16 protein-coding genes are annotated in these 16,106 nt (G+C 71.7%); 2 read left to right on the forward strand and 14 right to left on the reverse strand.

Going from position 1 to position 16,106, the window contains the following annotated elements; genetic code table 11:
• Positions 1–12: 12 nt before the first annotated feature.
• Entirely contained in the window at positions 13–393 is a 381-nt protein-coding gene (locus ACE3QY_RS05625) for an RNA polymerase-binding protein RbpA (protein ID WP_311290063.1), read from the forward strand.
• 21 nt (positions 394–414) lie between these two features.
• Here ACE3QY_RS05625 and ACE3QY_RS05630 read toward each other — a convergent pair whose 3' ends face one another.
• From ACE3QY_RS05630 to ACE3QY_RS05660, 7 genes are all read right to left on the reverse strand, one after another.
• Positions 415–957 (reverse strand): FxsA family protein, encoded by a 543-nt coding sequence (locus ACE3QY_RS05630; RefSeq protein ID WP_374455028.1) that lies wholly within the window; start codon positions 955–957, stop codon positions 415–417.
• Positions 954–1,676 (reverse strand): polyprenol monophosphomannose synthase, encoded by a 723-nt coding sequence (locus tag ACE3QY_RS05635; protein ID WP_374455546.1) that lies wholly within the window; start codon positions 1,674–1,676, stop codon positions 954–956. The genes ACE3QY_RS05630 and ACE3QY_RS05635 overlap by 4 nt, the downstream gene beginning before the upstream one ends.
• A 26-nt stretch (positions 1,677–1,702) precedes the next feature.
• On the reverse strand, positions 1,703–3,241 hold the full coding sequence (lnt, locus tag ACE3QY_RS05640) for an apolipoprotein N-acyltransferase (protein ID WP_374455029.1): 1,539 nt from the start codon (positions 3,239–3,241) through the stop codon (positions 1,703–1,705).
• A gap of 426 nt (positions 3,242–3,667) precedes the next feature.
• The gene (locus ACE3QY_RS05645; RefSeq protein WP_374455030.1) at positions 3,668–4,060 is read right to left on the reverse strand and encodes a hotdog domain-containing protein; all 393 of its coding nucleotides are present in this window, start codon (positions 4,058–4,060) and stop codon (positions 3,668–3,670) included.
• Positions 4,057–4,812, reverse strand: coding sequence for an OAM dimerization domain-containing protein (locus ACE3QY_RS05650; protein ID WP_374455031.1), 756 nt, complete (start codon positions 4,810–4,812; stop codon positions 4,057–4,059). Before ACE3QY_RS05650 ends, ACE3QY_RS05645 begins: the two co-directional genes overlap by 4 nt.
• Positions 4,809–6,446 (reverse strand): lysine 5,6-aminomutase subunit alpha, encoded by a 1,638-nt coding sequence (locus tag ACE3QY_RS05655; protein WP_374455032.1) that lies wholly within the window; start codon positions 6,444–6,446, stop codon positions 4,809–4,811. The genes ACE3QY_RS05650 and ACE3QY_RS05655 overlap by 4 nt, the downstream gene beginning before the upstream one ends.
• Positions 6,446–7,513, reverse strand: a complete 1,068-nt coding sequence (locus tag ACE3QY_RS05660; protein WP_374455033.1) for an L-erythro-3,5-diaminohexanoate dehydrogenase — start codon at positions 7,511–7,513, stop codon at positions 6,446–6,448. Before ACE3QY_RS05660 ends, ACE3QY_RS05655 begins: the two co-directional genes overlap by 1 nt.
• Before the next feature lie 157 nt (positions 7,514–7,670).
• Here ACE3QY_RS05660 and ACE3QY_RS05665 point away from each other — a divergent pair, with 157 nt between their 5' ends.
• Positions 7,671–9,125 (forward strand): KamA family radical SAM protein, encoded by a 1,455-nt coding sequence (locus ACE3QY_RS05665; protein ID WP_374455034.1) that lies wholly within the window; start codon positions 7,671–7,673, stop codon positions 9,123–9,125.
• A gap of 27 nt (positions 9,126–9,152) precedes the next feature.
• Here ACE3QY_RS05665 and ACE3QY_RS05670 read toward each other — a convergent pair whose 3' ends face one another.
• From ACE3QY_RS05670 to ACE3QY_RS05700, 7 genes are read right to left on the reverse strand one after another with little or no spacing between them, the layout of a single operon-like run.
• Positions 9,153–9,797, reverse strand: coding sequence for a maleylpyruvate isomerase family mycothiol-dependent enzyme (locus ACE3QY_RS05670; RefSeq protein WP_374455035.1), 645 nt, complete (start codon positions 9,795–9,797; stop codon positions 9,153–9,155).
• Positions 9,794–10,354 (reverse strand): TetR/AcrR family transcriptional regulator, encoded by a 561-nt coding sequence (locus tag ACE3QY_RS05675; RefSeq protein ID WP_374455036.1) that lies wholly within the window; start codon positions 10,352–10,354, stop codon positions 9,794–9,796. Before ACE3QY_RS05675 ends, ACE3QY_RS05670 begins: the two co-directional genes overlap by 4 nt.
• 31 nt (positions 10,355–10,385) lie before the next feature.
• Positions 10,386–10,943 carry a TetR/AcrR family transcriptional regulator gene (locus ACE3QY_RS05680; protein WP_374455037.1) on the reverse strand — a complete coding sequence of 186 codons (558 nt, stop codon included), beginning with the start codon at positions 10,941–10,943 and terminating at the stop codon, positions 10,386–10,388.
• Positions 10,944–10,948: 5 nt separating this feature from the next.
• Positions 10,949–11,401: an Lrp/AsnC family transcriptional regulator gene (locus ACE3QY_RS05685; protein WP_374455038.1), complete on the reverse strand. Its 453-nt coding sequence runs from the start codon at positions 11,399–11,401 to the stop codon at positions 10,949–10,951.
• Positions 11,402–11,411: 10 nt separating this feature from the next.
• Complete coding sequence (locus ACE3QY_RS05690) at positions 11,412–12,350, reverse strand: 5'-3' exonuclease H3TH domain-containing protein (RefSeq protein WP_374455039.1); 939 nt, start codon at positions 12,348–12,350, stop codon at positions 11,412–11,414.
• A gap of 21 nt (positions 12,351–12,371) precedes the next feature.
• On the reverse strand, positions 12,372–15,170 hold the full coding sequence (locus ACE3QY_RS05695) for a DEAD/DEAH box helicase (protein WP_374455040.1): 2,799 nt from the start codon (positions 15,168–15,170) through the stop codon (positions 12,372–12,374).
• Positions 15,167–16,081 carry a YegS/Rv2252/BmrU family lipid kinase gene (locus ACE3QY_RS05700; RefSeq protein WP_374455041.1) on the reverse strand — a complete coding sequence of 305 codons (915 nt, stop codon included), beginning with the start codon at positions 16,079–16,081 and terminating at the stop codon, positions 15,167–15,169. Before ACE3QY_RS05700 ends, ACE3QY_RS05695 begins: the two co-directional genes overlap by 4 nt.
• Positions 16,082–16,106 lie beyond the last annotated feature (25 nt).

Raw genomic sequence — 16,106 nt, forward strand, 5'->3', positions numbered from 1 at the left:
GAGGTGGGCACTGTGGCGGAGCGCACACTGCGTGGCGCGAGGCTCGGCGGCCAGAGCTTTGAGGACGAGCGCGGCATCGAGTTCGCCGCTCGTCAGCAGGTCGGATATCGATGCAAGCAGGGGCATGACTTCGAGGTCACCATGTCGGTCGAGGCCGACATCCCTGCCGTGTGGGAGTGCCCGCGCTGTGGGGCGGAGGCACTGAGCACGGCCGGTATCCAGCCGGAGGAGAAGGTCGAGAAGCCGGCCCGCACGCACTGGGACATGCTCCTGGAGCGTCGCTCGGAGAAGGAGCTCGAGGACATCCTCAAGGAGCGCCTCGAGCTGCTCCGCGGCGGCGAGATCGGCCCCGCGCACCTGCACCGCGCGAACAAGAAGAAGCGGGTCAGCTGACCCCTCCTCGCACCGGTCGAGCTACTCGACCACGTCGCCCTGGACCACGGGCCCATCGCCCTCCGGTCCGGGGCGTCGTCCATTTCCGGGCCCGAAGCCGGTACCGAAGCCCTGACCGCCGAACCCGGGCCCGAACTGACCGGCAGCAGGTACGACGACGAGGCGGCGCTCGACGACCGTGGTGAGCAGCCGCCGGGCGACCGGGCGCGTGAACGGCAGGATCAGCAGGATCCCCACCGCGTCGAGCAGGAAGCCGGGGCTGAGCATCAGCGTGCCGCCGATCAGGATGAGCGCGCCGTCGGCGATCTCGCGGGCCGGCATCCGGCCACCCTGGAGCGCCTCGCGCAGCGCCCGCCAGGCGCGGCCGCCCTCACGCTTGATCAGCCAGGCCCCGACCATGCTGTCGAGCACCAGCAGCACGATGGTCCACCACGGCCCGACGAGCTGGCCGACCTGGAGGATCGCCCAGATCTCGGCGAGCGGGATGACGACGAACGCGGCCGCGAGGACGGGACGCACCCATCCCCGGCGGCGGGTGCGACGCGGCGCGGCGGGGTGGGTCACGGCGTGCCCCGTCGACGGCGCAGCTGTGCGCGCCGCTCGGCGAGTCCCCACCGGGTGATCAGCTGCAGCGACTCGCGGGCGACCTGGCCGCTCATCTTGGAGTCACCGCGCTCGCGCTCGATGAACTCGATGGGCACCTCCGTGAGCCGCAGGCCCTGCGTGACCGTGCGGTAGGCGAGGTCGGTCTGGAACACGTATCCAGTAGACCTCACGGTGCCAAGGTCGATCTTCTCCAGCGTGGTGCGGCGGAACAGCCGGTAGCCGGCGGTCGCGTCCTTGACCTTGATGCCGAGCAGCAGCCGGACGTAGAGGTTGCCGCCACGGGAGAGGGCCAGACGCTGGACCGGCCAGTTGACCACCGAACCGCCGGGGACGTAGCGCGAGCCGATCACCAGGTCGGCGGTGCGCAGCGCGTCGAGCAGGCGGTGCAGCTGCTCGGGCTGGTGGGACCCGTCGGCGTCCATCTCGCCGATGACGTCGTAGCCGGCCTGCAGCGCCACGTCGAAGCCGTGGAGATAGGCCGCGCCGAGGCCGGCCTTCTCCGTGCGGTGCACCACGCTGACGGCGTCATCGGTTGCCGCGAGCCGGTCGGCGATCGCACCGGTCCCGTCGGGGCTGTTGTCGTCGACGACCATCACGTCGACGCCTGGCTGCGCGGCCCGGAGCCGGCCGACGATCCATTCGATGTTCTCGGACTCGTTGTAGGTCGGGATGACCATCACGACACGGCCGAGGCCTTCGACACTCACGCGGTGCTACCTCGCTCCACCTGCTCCTGCGACGGGCGGTCGCCACGTCGCCGACGACGATAGGCCACGAACACCAGAGCCGTGTGACAGACGAGGAACACCAGCGTGAACCGTGCCGGCCACACGCCCGCACGGACCGCCGGCGTCAGCGTGGTGCTCAGCCCGACCTCCTCGACCAGCACCTCCTGGCCCCGCGCCGGCACCGACGCCACGACCGTCCCGTCGGGGCGCACGACCCCGGAGACGCCGTTGATCGCGGCGACCACCACCCAGCGTCCGGTCTCCAGCGCGCGCAACCGGCTGATCTCGAACTGCTGGGCCAGCTGGCCGGTGCGGCTGAACATCGCGTTGCTGGTCTGCACGGTGACCAGCTCGGCGCCGCGCGCCACCTGGCCGCCGATGCCGTCGTCGTAGGCCACGTCGAAGCAGATCGCGTCGGCGAGCCGCAGGCCGGCGACCGTGATCGGCTCGAGGCTCGTGCCCCGGACCATGTCGCGCGGCACCTCGGTGAGGCGGCCGTAGGTCGAGGGCATCCAGCGGACGTCGCGGAAGGGGATGTACTCCCCGTAGGGCACGGGGTGGAGCTTGGTGTAGCGGTCGGCCCCGCCGACCCCGGGCTGGTAGACGATCCCCTGGTTGAGCACCTCGGTGTCGTCGAGCGGGTTGGAGTTGGTCCCGCCGACGATGATCGGGACGTCGATCGCATCGGACGCGGCGACGATCCCGGCGTGCACGCTTGGATCGAGGAAGGGGTCGACGGCCGTGGAGTTCTCCGGCCACACGACGAAGTCGGGGCGCGGCGCCTCCCCCGCGTCGACGGACGCTGCCAGCTCCTCGGTGAGACGCACGTGGTTGGCGGTCACCTCCCGGTGGACGGCGGGGACGTTGAGCCCGGTGCCGGGCACGTCACCCTGCACCGCGGCGACCGTGGCCGTGCCGTCCTGGCTGATGGGGTACGCCAACACAGCGGGCGCCAGCGACACGACGGCCAGGCCCCCGACACCGGCGACGACCCGGCGGGAGGGCCGCGGACGCTCGAGGAGCAGCCACGCGAGCGTCGTACCGCTGAGGGCGACGAGCAGGCTGACGCCGGTCATCCCGATCCACGGCAGCGCGTCGCCCCACGGGGTGCCCGCGGTCGCGTAGGCGAGCCGGCCGAACGGCATCCCGCTGAAGGGCCAGCCACTGCGCCACGTCTCGATGCCGACCCACCACAGGGCCGTCCACAGCGGCCACAGGCGGTGTCGCATGCTCCAGGACAACCCGATGCCCAGGGGCACGAAGAACGCCGTCTCCATGGCGCACATCGCGATCCAGGCGTCCGTGCCGACCGAGCGCATCCAGACCATGACCGCGTAGATGAAGGTGAACCCGAAGAGCAGGCTCGGGATCCAGGCGCGGCCCGGACGCAGCCCGTGCACGGAGAGGATCAGGGCGGCGATCGCCGGTGGCATCAGCCAGGCGAAGCCGATGGGCTCGAAGCCGGCTGCCAGGACGAGTCCGCCGACCAGGGCGAGGAGGCAGCGCAGCGGCACGGGGAGACCGTAGCCGACTGCTGCTCATGACATGGAGCGCCTGCAGCGGTGCGGGAGGGACGAGGGGGCTTCGGACCGACACACGACCGTCTGGCTGACGGCCGCACGAAGTTGTCTAGCGCCCCGAGGTCCCTCCCGCATCCAGCCACCGCGGAGCGCCGTCGACGGGTCGGTGAACGGTGGACATCGCTGGCTCCACGTCCCACACGTTCAGACTCCCCACTGCCGAAAGCACCACCCACGGGCTGCACAGGCGGACCCGGGAACCCTCCCTCCCGACGGAGGTGCTGTCAACACGCCCCTGACCTGCATGGACGCGCGTTCATGCAGGTCAACGTGCTGCCGGCCGCGAAAAAGTCGTCGGACAAAATTGGCATCGTCCCGGCGTGTCGCCGAGGACACGCCGAGAGGCGTCGTGGGCGTGCCCTACCTGGGAGGTACGACGACCGTCCCGGTGGCCGTGGTCGCCACGATGGGCGGGTCCAGCACCTCAGCCGCGCCGGGCGCGTCAGACGTCGGCGCACCGCGGCCGACGACGTGGACGGCGAAGTCCATCACCCGGCTGCGGGTGCCCTCCTTGACCAGCGTCGCGGTGACCTCGAGGACGTCGCCGGCGCGCACCGGTGCCGTGAACTGGACGTCGGAGTAGGAGGCGAAGAGGCCCTCGTCGCCGTCGAGCACGATGCACATCTCGGTGGCCACGTCACCGAAGAGGCCCAGGCTGTAGGCACCGTCGACCAGGTTGCCGGCGTAGTGGGCGTGCGAGTAGGGGACGTAGCGGCGGTGGGTGACCACGGTGCCGACACGGCTGTCGCTCATGAGGCCTTCTCCTTGCTGGTCGGGCGGGTCCCGGTGAGCCGGTGCACGATGAACGAGGCCACCTCGCCCGGTGTCGTACCCCTGCTGAAGACGCGGTCGACGCCGAGCTCGTCGGCCATGGTCTCGTCGAAGCGGGGGCCGCCGACGACGAGGAGCGGCCGCGTGGCCGCCGGGTAGGCCTCGCGGAAGGCGGCCGACATCTCGCGGGTGTTGAGCAGGTGCGCGTCGCGCTGGGTGACGACCTGCGACACCAGCACGGCGTCGGCCTTCTCCTCCCTGGCGGCCTCGACCAGCTGCGGCACCGACACCTGGGCGCCGAGGTTCACGACCTTGAGCTCGCGGTAGTACTCCAGGCCCTTCTCCCCCGCGAACCCCTTGATGTTGAGGATCGCGTCGATGCCGACCGTGTGGGCGTCGGTGCCGATGCAGCCGCCGACGACGACCAGGCGGCGACGCAGCGACCGCTTGATCGCCGCGTTGGCCTCCTTGGGCGTCAGCAGCGGGTAGTCGCGCTCGACGACCTCGACGGTGCTCGGGTCGACGAGGTGGTTCACCCGGCCGTAGACGACGAAGAAGGTGAAGCCCTCCCCCATCGGCTTGGCGTGGACGACCAGGGCGGGGTCCATGCCCATCTTGTTGGCGAGCTGCACGGCAGCGCCCTCGGCGACCTTGGAGTGCTCGATCGGGAGGGTGAACGACAGCTGCACCATGCCGTCGCCGGTGGTGTCGCCGTACGGGCGGATGAGTGTCATCGCTTCGCTCCTCGGTCTCGAGACGCTCGCTGCGCTCGCTCCTCGACCAACGGAGATTCCAGGATCTCGGTCGCCGGGTTGTAGTAGGCCGCGGCCTTCTTCGCGACGCCGTCGAGGCCCTTGCCCTTGTCGGCCGGGCGCTTCATCAGGCCGAAGGTGCCGTCGGCGATCGCGGACAGCAGGGGCGGCTCGCCGGGGACGCTGCGGTCCGCCTTGATCTCCTCGAGCAGGCCGATCGACTCGCCGAGCACCTCGCGGGCGCGCGAGGCGATGAAGCCGTCCGGCGCGGGGCGGAAGTCCTCGTGCAGCTTGCCCGCGGCGTTCATGACGTAGCGGACGTTCTGCAGCGCCAGGTCGCGGTCGGAGATCCACGGCGTCACCACGGCCTCGGTCATCATCCCCACGAGCAGGATGCCCTGCCCGGTGAGGGCGCCGACGAGGTTGAAGAAGCCGTCGAGGAGGTAGCCCTTGAAGATGTCGCCGGTCATGTGGCGGGTGGGCGGCATCCACTTCAGCGGCGCGTCGGGGAACAGCTCGCGGGCGAGCATCGCGTGGGCGAGCTCGAGGCGGAAGGAGTCCGGCACCTCGGGGTCGATCTCGAACGCGTGCCCGAGGCCGAGCTGCCAGTCCTCGAGGCCGGCCTCCTTGGCGAAGTACTCGTTGAGCAGCTGGCTCGTGGTGACCGTGTGCGCGGCCTCGATCGCGTCGGCGGTGGTGAGGTAGTTGTCCTCGCCGGTGTTGATGATGATGCCGGCGCGCGCGTGGATCTGGCGGCTGAAGCGCTGGTCCACGAAGGTGCGGATCGGGTTGATGTCGCGGAAGAGGATGCCGTACATCGAGTCGTTGAGCATCATGTCGAGCCGCTCGAGGCCGGCGAGCGTCGCGATCTCCGGCATGCAGAGGCCCGAGGCGTAGTTGGTGAGCCGGACGTAGCGGCCGAGCTCCTTCGACGTCTCGTCGAGGGCGGCGCGCATCAGGCGGAAGTTCTCCTGGGTGGCGTACGTGCCGGCGAAGCCCTCGCGCGTCGCGCCTTCGGGCACGAAGTCGAGCAGCGACTGGCCCGTGGAGCGGATGACCGCGATGACGTCGGCGCCCTCGCGGGCGGCGGCCTGGGCCTGCGGGATGTCCTCGTGGATGTCGCCGGTGGCGACGATGAGGTAGATCCACGGCTTGCTGGGCGCGTCGCCGACCTTTGCGACCATCTTCTCGCGCGCGACGCGCTGGCGGTCGACCTGCTTGATGCCGGCGGCGACGGCCCTGCGGGACGCGGTGGCGGCGCGGGTGGCGTCCTTGCCCTCGGGGATGCGGAAGGTCACCGACCCGGCGGCGGCCTTCTGCGCCAGCGTCAGCAGGTCGTCGCCCTCGCCCCGCATGAGGGCGTCCCACACGGGAAGGCTGACGCCGTGCTCGAGTCCGACGTCGGCGCGGACGGCGTCGGCGAGCCGGTTGACCCACGGCGTGCCGTCGGGGTCCGCTCCCCCGAGACCCGCCAGCCGCAGCGTCGCACGCTCCACGCTCACGGTGGTGTGGCGCTGGGCCAGGTCGACGATCGGCTTGCCGACCTGGCGCGCGAGCGTGCGCGCGCGGCGTACGTCGGCGCGGTCCAGGCCCAGCTGGCTCGTCGCGGCCGCCATCAGAGCCTCCGCTCGAACAGTGCGCGCACGCCGACGTCGGCGCGCAGCAACTCCATGGCGTACGCCGCGTGGCCGGGGACGTAGCCGTTGCCGACGAGCATCCGCACGTCGGCGGCCAGGCCCTCCGCGCCGAGCGCGGCCGCGCTGAAGCTGGTGGCCATCGAGAAGAAGATGACGGTGCCGCCCTCGGCCGTGGCCAGGATCGCCCCGCCCTCGCAGCCCGGCACGTCGACGCACACGACGGTGACGTCGGCGGGTCCACCAGCGGCGGTGACCGCGTCGCGCAGCGCGACCGGGTCGCGGGCGTCGGCGATCGCGACGGCGTCGGCCAGGCCGGCGCCGGTCAGCAGGTCGTGCTCGGCCTGGTGGGGCACGACGCCGATGGTCCGCGCCGCGCCGGCCGCTCGCGCGGCGGCCAGGCTGAGCGAGCCGGACTTGCCGGCACCGCCGATGACGGCGACGGTCGGCGTGGTGCCGCGGTCGACGTACTCCCCCACCACGCGGGCGGTGAGGGCGGGCGCGCCGCACACGTCCATCACGCTGAGCGACAGCGCCGGGTCGAGGTCGTCGGGGATGACCGCGGCGATCGAGCGGCCGAAGAGCACGGCGTAGCCGTCGCACGGCACCTGCTCGCTGCGGCCGTCCCAGCTCGCCAGGGCGTCCTCGATGACGAGTGGGGTGAGCGTGAGGCTGACGAGCGTGGCGACCCGGTCGCCGACCGACAGGCCCAGCGGTGACTCGGGGCCAACCTCCTCGACGGTGCCGACGAGCATGCCGCCCGAGCCGGTCTCGGGGTTCTGCATCTTGCCGCGGGTGGCGACGATGTCGAGCACCTCGGCGCGGACCGCGTCGCCGTCGTGGGCGTGCTTGCGCTCGAGCTGGCGGAACGACGCGGCGTCGAGGTTGAGGCGCTCGACGCGCACCCGGACCTCGTCGGGCCACAGCTCCGCGCGGGTGTCGAGGCGCTGGGCGGCCTGCGGCAGCACCACGCCTTCGTCGAGCACGCGGTGCAGGCCGGTCGGGTCACCGGTGCGACGGTCCGTCTGGATGTCCGAGGCGGGTGTCATGCAGGTCATCCTTCTAGGTTCTCGCTCTGTTGCCGTAAATCTTGCGGCGTGGCATTGGACTCGCCGCACGTTCTCCGCGTACTCTTCCAGATGTGGCGGCGCCCACACAACCGGCGCGCCCATCGGCCAGCACCACGGTCAGCTTCTAGGAGATCTCATGAGCATCGAGACCGCCATCGGACTCGAAACCGGACAGCCCTACCCCTACCAGCGGGTCGAGCTCGTCGAGCCCGACTGGACGCGCTTCCCCGGCTGGGCCGGCGTGAGCGCCGAGGACTGGGCCTCCGTGCAGTGGCAGCGCGCCCACTGCATCAAGAACGTCAAGCAGCTGCGCGAGCTGATGGGCGACCTGCTCGACGAGCGGTTCTACGCTGACCTCGAGCGCGACCAGGCCGAGCGGGCCACGATGTCAATGCTCGTGCCGCCGCAGATGATGAACACGATGGTCCCGGCCGAGACGCCCGGCGGTCCAGGCTCGCTGACCGAGGCGTTCTACGCCGACCCGGTGCGCCACTACATGATCCCGGTCTTCAGCGACCGCCGGACGGACTGGCCGTCGCACCCGCACGCGACCCGCGACTCGCTGCACGAGCACGACATGTGGGCCACCGAGGGCCTCACCCACCGCTACCCCACCAAGGTGCTCGCCGAGCTGCTGCCGACGTGCCCGCAGTACTGCGGGCACTGCACCCGCATGGACCTCGTCGGCAACTCGACCCCGGTCATCGACAAGCTCAAGTTCGCCGGCAAGCCCAACGACCGGATCGGCGACATGATCGCCTACCTCCAGCGCACCCCGTCGGTGCGCGACGTGGTCGTCTCCGGCGGCGACGTGGCCAACATGCCGTGGCCGCGCCTCGAGGCGTTCCTCATGTCGGTGCTCGAGGTCGAGAACATCCGCGACATCCGCCTGGCCACCAAGGCTCTGATCGGCCTCCCGCAGCACTGGCTGCAGCCCGACGTCGTCGAGGGCGTCGCCCGCGTCGCGGCGGTCGCTCGGTCGCGTGGCGTCTCGCTGGCGATGCACACCCACGCCAACCACGCGAACTCCGTCACGCCGATCGTGCGCGAGGCCTCGCGCGCGATGCTCGACGCCGGCCTGCGCGACGTACGCAACCAGGGCGTGCTGCTCAACGGCGTGAACGCCGACCCGCACGCACTGCTCGACCTGTGCTTCCGCCTCCTCGACGGCGCGCAGATCATGCCCTACTACTTCTACATGTGCGACATGATCCCGTTCTCGGAGCACTGGCGGGTCTCGCTCGCCGACGCGCAGCGCCTCCAGCACCACATCATGGGCTACCTGCCGGGCTTCGCGACGCCGCGCATCGTGTGCGACGTGCCGTTCGTCGGCAAGCGCTGGGTCCACCAGAACGCCGACTACGACACCGAGCACGGCATCTCGTACTGGACGAAGAACTACCGCACCTCGATCGAGTCCGACGACGCCGAGGCCCTCTCGCGCTACTACGAGTACTACGACCCGATCCACACGCTCCCCGACGCCGGCCAGCAGTGGTGGGAGCAGCACGGTCGCCTCGACGAGGCCTCCCTCAAGGCCGCCGAGATGGCCGAGGCCTCCCGCCGCACCGCCGCCCTCCAGGCCTACTGAGCCCGCGCCTCTCCGCCGGGAGCGAGTTCACCAGAGGCGCGGGCTGAGGACCTCGACACCCACACCGTCGAGGTCCTCGGGCCGGGGTGTGCGGCCGTAGAGCAGCAGGAGGAGGTCCTCCGCGCCGGCGCGCACCTCCGGGCCGGTCCCGTGGGTCCAGTCGGTGTCCGTCGCCACCAGGCGTACGCCGGCGACGCGGCGTCGCGCGCTGCCGCCGACCACGACGTTCATCGGCCACGGCGTGCCGAGCGTGAAGTCGGCGAGCGGCGCGAGCGCCTCGACGGGGACCTCCCCCGGCAGCCCGAGCGGTCGACGCACGTCGAGGCCGTGCACCACCGCGTCGGCGAGGCCCGCCGCCGGCGGCATGCCGATGGGGGTGGCGCCGGTGCGAGCGTTGTCGCGCAGCTGGTCGAGGATCGCGTCGCGCCCGCGGGCGGACCAGCCGATGGCGGAGCGGGCGATCATCCGGTTCATCGAGAAGCCGTGGCGCACCACCGCGGCCGCGCCGGCGGCGACGCCCAGGACCGGCGCCCAGGCGAGGTGGGCTGCGACGTCGACGACGCGCCACTCGCGGCACAGGGACGGCGCGAGCCACTGCTCGGGCGACAGCGACGTGAGCGTGTCGACGAGACCCTCGCGCTGGACGCGCGTGAGCGAGGCGAGGTCGGTCATGGGCTGCTCCAGCCGAGGGTGTCGATGACCGCCCGGGCACGCGCCGGGGCGTCGAACCCGGGGGTCGGCAGCGCGAGCTCGTGGAACACCAGGCCGGTCATGTAGTTGGCCAGGATCCCCATGTCGCGCTCGGGGTGGCTCGACCCGGCGCGGCGCACGAGGTCGACCGCCCACGTGTCGACCTCGTCGGCACCGACCGCGTAGTGGACCCGCAGGTCGGGGTTCTGGGCGGCCTCGCTCTGGAGCGCGTACCTCGCCAGCGTCACGATCCGGTCCTCCCCGAGCGCGCGGTGCGCGAACTGCCCCAGCAGGGCGGCCAACCCGTCGGCCGACGCCTCGACCTCACCCGTGACGAGAGCGGCCATCGAGAGCTCGCGCTCGATGCAGCGCTGCGTGACCCCCTCCAGCAGCACCTTCGGTGTCGGGAATGCCGCCTCGGCGGACCCTGGGGCAAGGCCCGCGGCCGCATCGACCGCCTCGTGCGTCAGGCCCCGCACCCCATGGTCGACGACGACAGCCAGCCCCGCGTCGAGGAGCCGGTCCCGGTCGTCACCCATGAACGCAAACTACGCCTGTAGTGACACCGGGTCAATGCTCCCAGCCGAGGGCGTCGATGACCGTGCGGATCCGGGCGCGGGCGTCGAGGTCGAACGACGGCAGGGCGAGCTCGTGCAGCACGAGCCCGGTGACGTAGTTGGCCAGCACCCCGAGGTCGCGTGCAGGGTCCAGCGACCCCGCGCGGGTGACCAGGTCGAGGGCCCACGTGTCGACCTGGTCGGCCCCCACGGCCATCCCCTCGCGGAGGGCCGGGTGCTGCGCGGTCTCGACCAGGATCGCGTAGCGGGCCAGGGTCACCGCCCGGTCGGGTCCGAGGGCCCGGTCCACGAAGCGGCCCAGCGCCTCGGCGACGCCGGCCGCGCTCGGCTCGATGTCGTCCTGCGGGCTCGTCGCCATCGCGCGCTCGCGGGCGATGAAGCGCTCGACGATGCCCAGGATCAGCGCCTCGCGGGTGCGGAAGTAGTTCGAGGTCGAGCCCGGAGGAACCCCCGCCGCCGTGTCGACGGCGCGGTGGGTGAGTCCGCGCATCCCCTGCGTGCCGACCAGCTCCAGTGCGGTGTCGAGCAGGTCGGTGCGTCGGTCGGCCATCCGGCTCAGTCGATCGGGCGGTTCTCGTAAGGCGTCGAGAGCACGATCGTGGTGCGCGTCGACACGCTGGCCGAGCCGCGGATCCGGGCCAGCAGCTCCTCGAGGGCGAGCGGCGTGGCCACGCGGATCTTGAGGATGTACGACTCCTCGCCGGCCACCGACCAGCACGACTCGATCTCCTGGATGCCGACCAGCCGGTCGGGGTAGTCGTCGGGCTGCGAGGGATCGATCGGAGTGATCGAGATGAAGGCCGTCAGCGGCCGGCCGAGCTGGTCGTGGTCGACAGTGGCGCCGTAGCCCTTGATCAGCCCACGCTGCTCGAGACGCTTGACGCGCTGGTGCACCGCCGACGTGGACAGGTCCGTCGCCTTGCCGAGGTCGGTGAAGGACATGCGGCCGTCGGCGGCCAGCAGGGAGAGGATCTGCCGGTCCTTGGACTCGACCTCGGAAGTGCTCACGGCGCTCAGACTAGTGCGATCCGGACAGCGCCTCCACGAGGCGCACAGCAGATGAACCGAGGTCCCACTTCTCGTCCAGGGCGACCACCGCCGCGTGGTCCACCGGCGTCCGCGGCCGGGTCAGGTCCGGCGTGCCGAGGTCGAGGTCGCGGCGTACGGCGACCACCTGGGGCGCGACGGCGAGGTAGTCGGCAGCGGCCTTGACCTTCCCCCGCGGCCCGGGACCCATGTCGGAGTCGGGGTCGAGGGAGGCCTCGATGATCGCCTCGATCGTGCCGAAGCGGTTGAGCAGCGTGGCGGCGGTCTTGTCGCCCACCCCGGCGACGCCCGGGAGGCCGTCGGAGGCGTCGCCGCGCAGCGTGGCGAGGTCGGCGTACTGACGTGCGTCGACGCCGTACTTGCCGCGGACCCAGGCGTTGTCGACGCGCTCGTGCCTGCTCACGCCGCGCGCGACGTAAAGCACCCGCACGGCGGCCTCGTCGTCGACCAGCTGGAAGAGGTCGCGGTCACCGGTGACGATGTCGACGGGCATCCCGGCGCCGGTGGCGAGGGTGCCGATCACGTCGTCGGCTTCCATCTCGGCGTGCCCCACGACGGGGATGCCGTAGGCCGCGAGGACCTCCCGGATGACCGGGATCTGCGCCTCCAGCGGGTCCGGCACCTCCTCGACGTCCGGTCGCGGGCCGGGGACCGCGCGCACGACGCGGTGCGCCTTGTAGGACGGGATCAGGTCCACGCGCCACTGCGGGCGCCAGTCGTCGTCCCAGCAGCAGGCCAGGTGGGTGGGGTCGTACTCCCCCACCAAGCGGCTGATGAAGTCCATCAGCCCGCGCACCGCGTTGACCGGCGTGCCGTCGGGCGCCCTCATGGAGTCGGGCACGCCGAAGAACGCGCGGAAGTACAGCGAGGCGGTGTCGAGGAGCAGCAGGCGCTGGCCGGAGTCGGTCACGCGGGTGAGCCTGCCACAGCCCTACTCGGCCAGCACCGAGTAGGCGACCACGCCGCGCTTGATCGCCGCCGCCGTCGCCCGGGCCGTGCCACGCAGCGGGCTGTCGCCGGCCGCGTCGGCCACCTGGCCGCACAGGTCGAGCAGCTGCTTCATCCAGCGCACGAAGTCGCCGGCGGAGAGGCCGGTCACCATCAGCACGTCGTCGAGGTCGTCGCCCTCGGCCCACCGCCACGCCGCCCACGCGAAGCCCAGGTCGGGCTCGCGCAGGAAGTCGAGCCTGTGGTCGCGCTCGAGGGCGTCGAGCTGGCCCCACAGCCGCACCAGCTCGCCGAGCACCGGCTGGACCCGGCCACCGGGGAGCTTCGGCGACGACGCGTCGTCGGCACGGCGGGCCTCGAAGACGAGCGCCGACAGCACGGCAGCCAGCTCCGAGGGCGCGAGCTCGTCGAAGAGCCCCGCGCGGATGGCCTCCGCGGCCACGAGGTCCATGTCGGTGTAGATCCGGCGCAGGTGACCGCCCTGCTCGGTGACCTTGTCGCCGTCGAGGTAGCCGAGCGCGGTCAGCACGTCGCAGACCCGGTCGAAGGTCCTGGCCACGGTGTTGGTGCGGTTCTCGACGCGCCGCTTGAGGGTCTCGGTGTCGCGCTCGAGCTTGAACCACCGCTCGGCCCACCGCGCGTGGTCCTCCCGGTCCGGGCACTGGTGGCACGGGTGCGACTTCAGGTCCGCGCGCAGCCGTCCGATCTCGCGGTCGGTGGCGGTGTCGCTGAAGGAGTCGCGCTGTGGCTTGGTACGCCGCTGCGGCGTGTCGAAGGAGTCGGCGCGCGAGCGGAGCGCGTTGGCGAGCTCGCGCCGCTGGCCGGGGTTGCGGCCGTTGAACGACTTGGGGATCCGCAGCCGGCCGATCGACTCCACCGGGACCGGGAAGTCCATCATCGCCAGCCGCCGCGCCTGGCGGTCGGCCGTGACGACGTACGGGCGCGGCTCGTCGCCTGAGGTGCCGGGGTCGATGACGACCGCGAGGCCGCTGAACTTGCCGGCCGGCACCTGGATCACGTCGCCGGGACGCAGTCGGCCCAGCGACGCGGCCGCCTCACCCCGGCGGTCCTGGCGTCGCTCGCGCGCGGCGCCCTTCTCGAGGTCGGAGATGCGACGGCGCAGCCCGGCGTACTCCATGAAGTCGCCGAGGTGGCAGGTCGCAGCGTCGCGGTAGCCGTCGAGCGCCTCCTCGGCCTTGTGCACCTGCCGGGCGAGGCCGACGACGGCCTTGTCGGCCTGGAACTGCGCGAAGGACTGCTCGAGCAGCTCGCGCGAGCGCGCCCGGCCGAACTGGTGCACCAGGTTGACCGCCATGTTGTACGACGGCCGGAACGACGAGCGCAGCGGATAGGTGCGGGTCGAGGCGAGTCCGGCGACCTCGCGGGGGTTCATCCCGGGCTGGTAGAGCACGACGCCGTGGCCCTCGATGTCGAGGCCCCGTCGCCCGGCACGGCCGGTCAGCTGGGTGTACTCCCCCGGAGTCAGGTCGGCGTGGGACTCGCCGTTCCACTTCGAGAGCTTCTCGATGACCACGGTGCGGGCTGGCATGTTGATGCCGAGCGCGAGGGTCTCGGTGGCGAAGACGACCTTGACCAGGCCCTCCTGGAACAGCTCCTCGACCACCTGCTTGAAGGCCGGCAGCAGGCCCGCGTGGTGGGCGGCGATGCCGCGGGTGAGCCCGTCGAGGAACTCGTGGTAGCCCAGGACGTGCAGGTCCTCCTCGGGCAGCGTGCGCGAGGCCTCCTCGACGCGCGCGTAGATCTCGTCGCGCTCGGCCGCGGTGGTGAGGCGTGTGTTCGCCTGCACCAGCTGGGTCACCGCGGCGTCGCAGCCCGCGCGGCTGAAGATGAACACGATGGCCGGCAGTAGGCCCTCGCGGTCGAGACGCTCGACGACCTCGACGCGGCTGGGGATCCAGACCCGGCGTCCGTTGCCGACCGAGCGCGGGTTCTTCGACGACCCGGGCTTGCCCTTGCGCGGTGAGCGACGGTCGCGCATCAACCGGGTGCTGGCCCAGTCGTCGCGGGCGATCCGGGTCAGCTCGTCGTTGACCGGCGCGCCCTCCTTCACGAAGCCCGCACTGGCGTCGACGTCGGAGGACGCGAACAGGTCGAGCAGCCGGCGCCCGACCATGACGTGCTGGAACAGCGGCACCGGCCGCTTCTCCTCCAGCACGGTCGTCGTCTCGCCGCGGACGGTGGCCAGCCACTCGCCGAACTCCTCGGCGTTGGAGACCGTCGCCGAGAGCGACACCAGCGTCACCGACTCGGGCAGGTGGATGATCACCTCCTCCCACACCGCGCCGCGCATCCGGTCGGCGAGGTAGTGCACCTCGTCCATCACGACGTAGCCCAGCCCCAGCAGCGTCCGCGAGCCGGCGTAGAGCATGTTGCGGAGCACCTCGGTGGTCATCACGACCACCGGCGCCTCGCCGTTGACCACGTTGTCACCGGTCAGCAGGCCGACGTTCTCGGCGCCGTAGCGCTTGACCAGGTCGTAGTACTTCTGGTTCGACAGCGCCTTGATCGGGGTGGTGTAGAACGCCTTGCGGCCGGTCTGCAGCGCCAGGTGGATGGCGAACTCGCCGACGACCGTCTTGCCCGACCCGGTGGGGGCGGCGACCAACACCCCGCGGCCGTCCTCGATCTCGCGGCACGCCCGGACCTGGAAGTCGTCGAGCTCGAAGCCGTAGAGGCCGGCGAAGTCCTTGAGCATCGGGTAGTCCTTGTCGCGCTGGAACGCCGCGTAGCGCTCGGCGTGCGACTGCTCGTCCTCGCTCATGCGATGACCTCCAGGGCGCCCGGGGCGCACTCGACGGTGAGGGGCAGCGGGCCGAAGCGCTCGCCGTCGGCGTACGACACGATGCCGGGCGCCGCCACGGTCACCGAGCGCACCCGCCGGTGGACGTACTCCGCGACGCCGTCGATCTTGCCGGTGAACAGTCGCGGGTAAGAGCGCACCAGCTTGGGCTTGCTCATCCGGGTGATCATCACGACGTCGAGCAGTCCGTCGTCGAGCAGCGCGCCCTCGGTGATCCGCAGCCCGCCGCCGAAGGACGGGCCGTTGCCGACTGCGACGAGCATCGCCTCGTGCTGGACGGTCTCGGACCCGTCTTCACTGTCGAGCTGGAGCACGTAGGGGATCGGGCGGAACGTGCGGAGCTCGGCGAGGGTGGCCAGGTTGTAGCGCATCTGCCCCCGGGGCCAGCGCATCGCGTTGGCCCGCTCGTTGACGATGGCGTCGAAGCCGGCCGCCAGCACGGTCACGAAGTAGCGGTCGCCGCAGCGGGCCAGGTCGATGGTGCGTCGCTGCGAGGCGATGATGCGGTCCGCCGCGGCGGCCGGGTCGGTGCGCGGCAGGCCGAGGTAGCGCGCCACGTCGTTGCCGGTGCCGCTCGGGATCAGGCCCAGCGGGACGCCAGTGCGGGCGACCGCCTGGGCACCGAGGTGCACCAGCCCGTCTCCCCCGCAGACCACCAGCGCCTCCACGCCGTCGGCCACGCATGCGCGGGCGAGGTCGGCGGCCTCGTCGGCATCACGGCCCTGGAGGTTGCGCACGATGAAGCCGCTCTCGCGCAGCCGGGCGAGGGCCACGTCGCGGTTGCGGGCCCCCTTGCCCTTGCCGGCCGTGGGGTTGGTCAGCAGGGCGATCTCGCGGCCCCGCACTGGTGCGGGCACAGACGGGTCGTGCATGAGCGCGACCCTATCCCCGAGCCTG

This window comes from Nocardioides sp. (assembly GCF_041913365.1).
In the GTDB taxonomy this organism is placed as follows: Bacteria; Actinomycetota; Actinomycetes; order Propionibacteriales; family Nocardioidaceae; genus Nocardioides.

Bases quoted from the DNA above. Each gene is read 5' to 3' on its own strand.
- ACE3QY_RS05695 (WP_374455040.1), bottom strand. From the start codon at position 15,170: ATGAGCGAGGACGAGCAGTCGCACGCCGAGCGCTACGCGGCGTTCCAG.
- ACE3QY_RS05660 (WP_374455033.1), bottom strand. From the start codon at position 7,513: ATGACACCCGCCTCGGACATCCAGACGGACCGTCGCACCGGTGACCCG.
- ACE3QY_RS05655 (WP_374455032.1), bottom strand. From the start codon at position 6,446: ATGGCGGCCGCGACGAGCCAGCTGGGCCTGGACCGCGCCGACGTACGC.
- ACE3QY_RS05700 (WP_374455041.1), bottom strand. From the start codon at position 16,081: ATGCACGACCCGTCTGTGCCCGCACCAGTGCGGGGCCGCGAGATCGCC.
- ACE3QY_RS05635 (WP_374455546.1), bottom strand. From the start codon at position 1,676: ATGGTCATCCCGACCTACAACGAGTCCGAGAACATCGAATGGATCGTC.
- ACE3QY_RS05665 (WP_374455034.1), top strand. From the start codon at position 7,671: ATGAGCATCGAGACCGCCATCGGACTCGAAACCGGACAGCCCTACCCC.
- ACE3QY_RS05645 (WP_374455030.1), bottom strand. From the start codon at position 4,060: ATGAGCGACAGCCGTGTCGGCACCGTGGTCACCCACCGCCGCTACGTC.
- ACE3QY_RS05670 (WP_374455035.1), bottom strand. From the start codon at position 9,797: ATGACCGACCTCGCCTCGCTCACGCGCGTCCAGCGCGAGGGTCTCGTC.
- ACE3QY_RS05650 (WP_374455031.1), bottom strand. From the start codon at position 4,812: ATGACACTCATCCGCCCGTACGGCGACACCACCGGCGACGGCATGGTG.
- ACE3QY_RS05675 (WP_374455036.1), bottom strand. From the start codon at position 10,354: ATGGGTGACGACCGGGACCGGCTCCTCGACGCGGGGCTGGCTGTCGTC.
- ACE3QY_RS05680 (WP_374455037.1), bottom strand. From the start codon at position 10,943: ATGGCCGACCGACGCACCGACCTGCTCGACACCGCACTGGAGCTGGTC.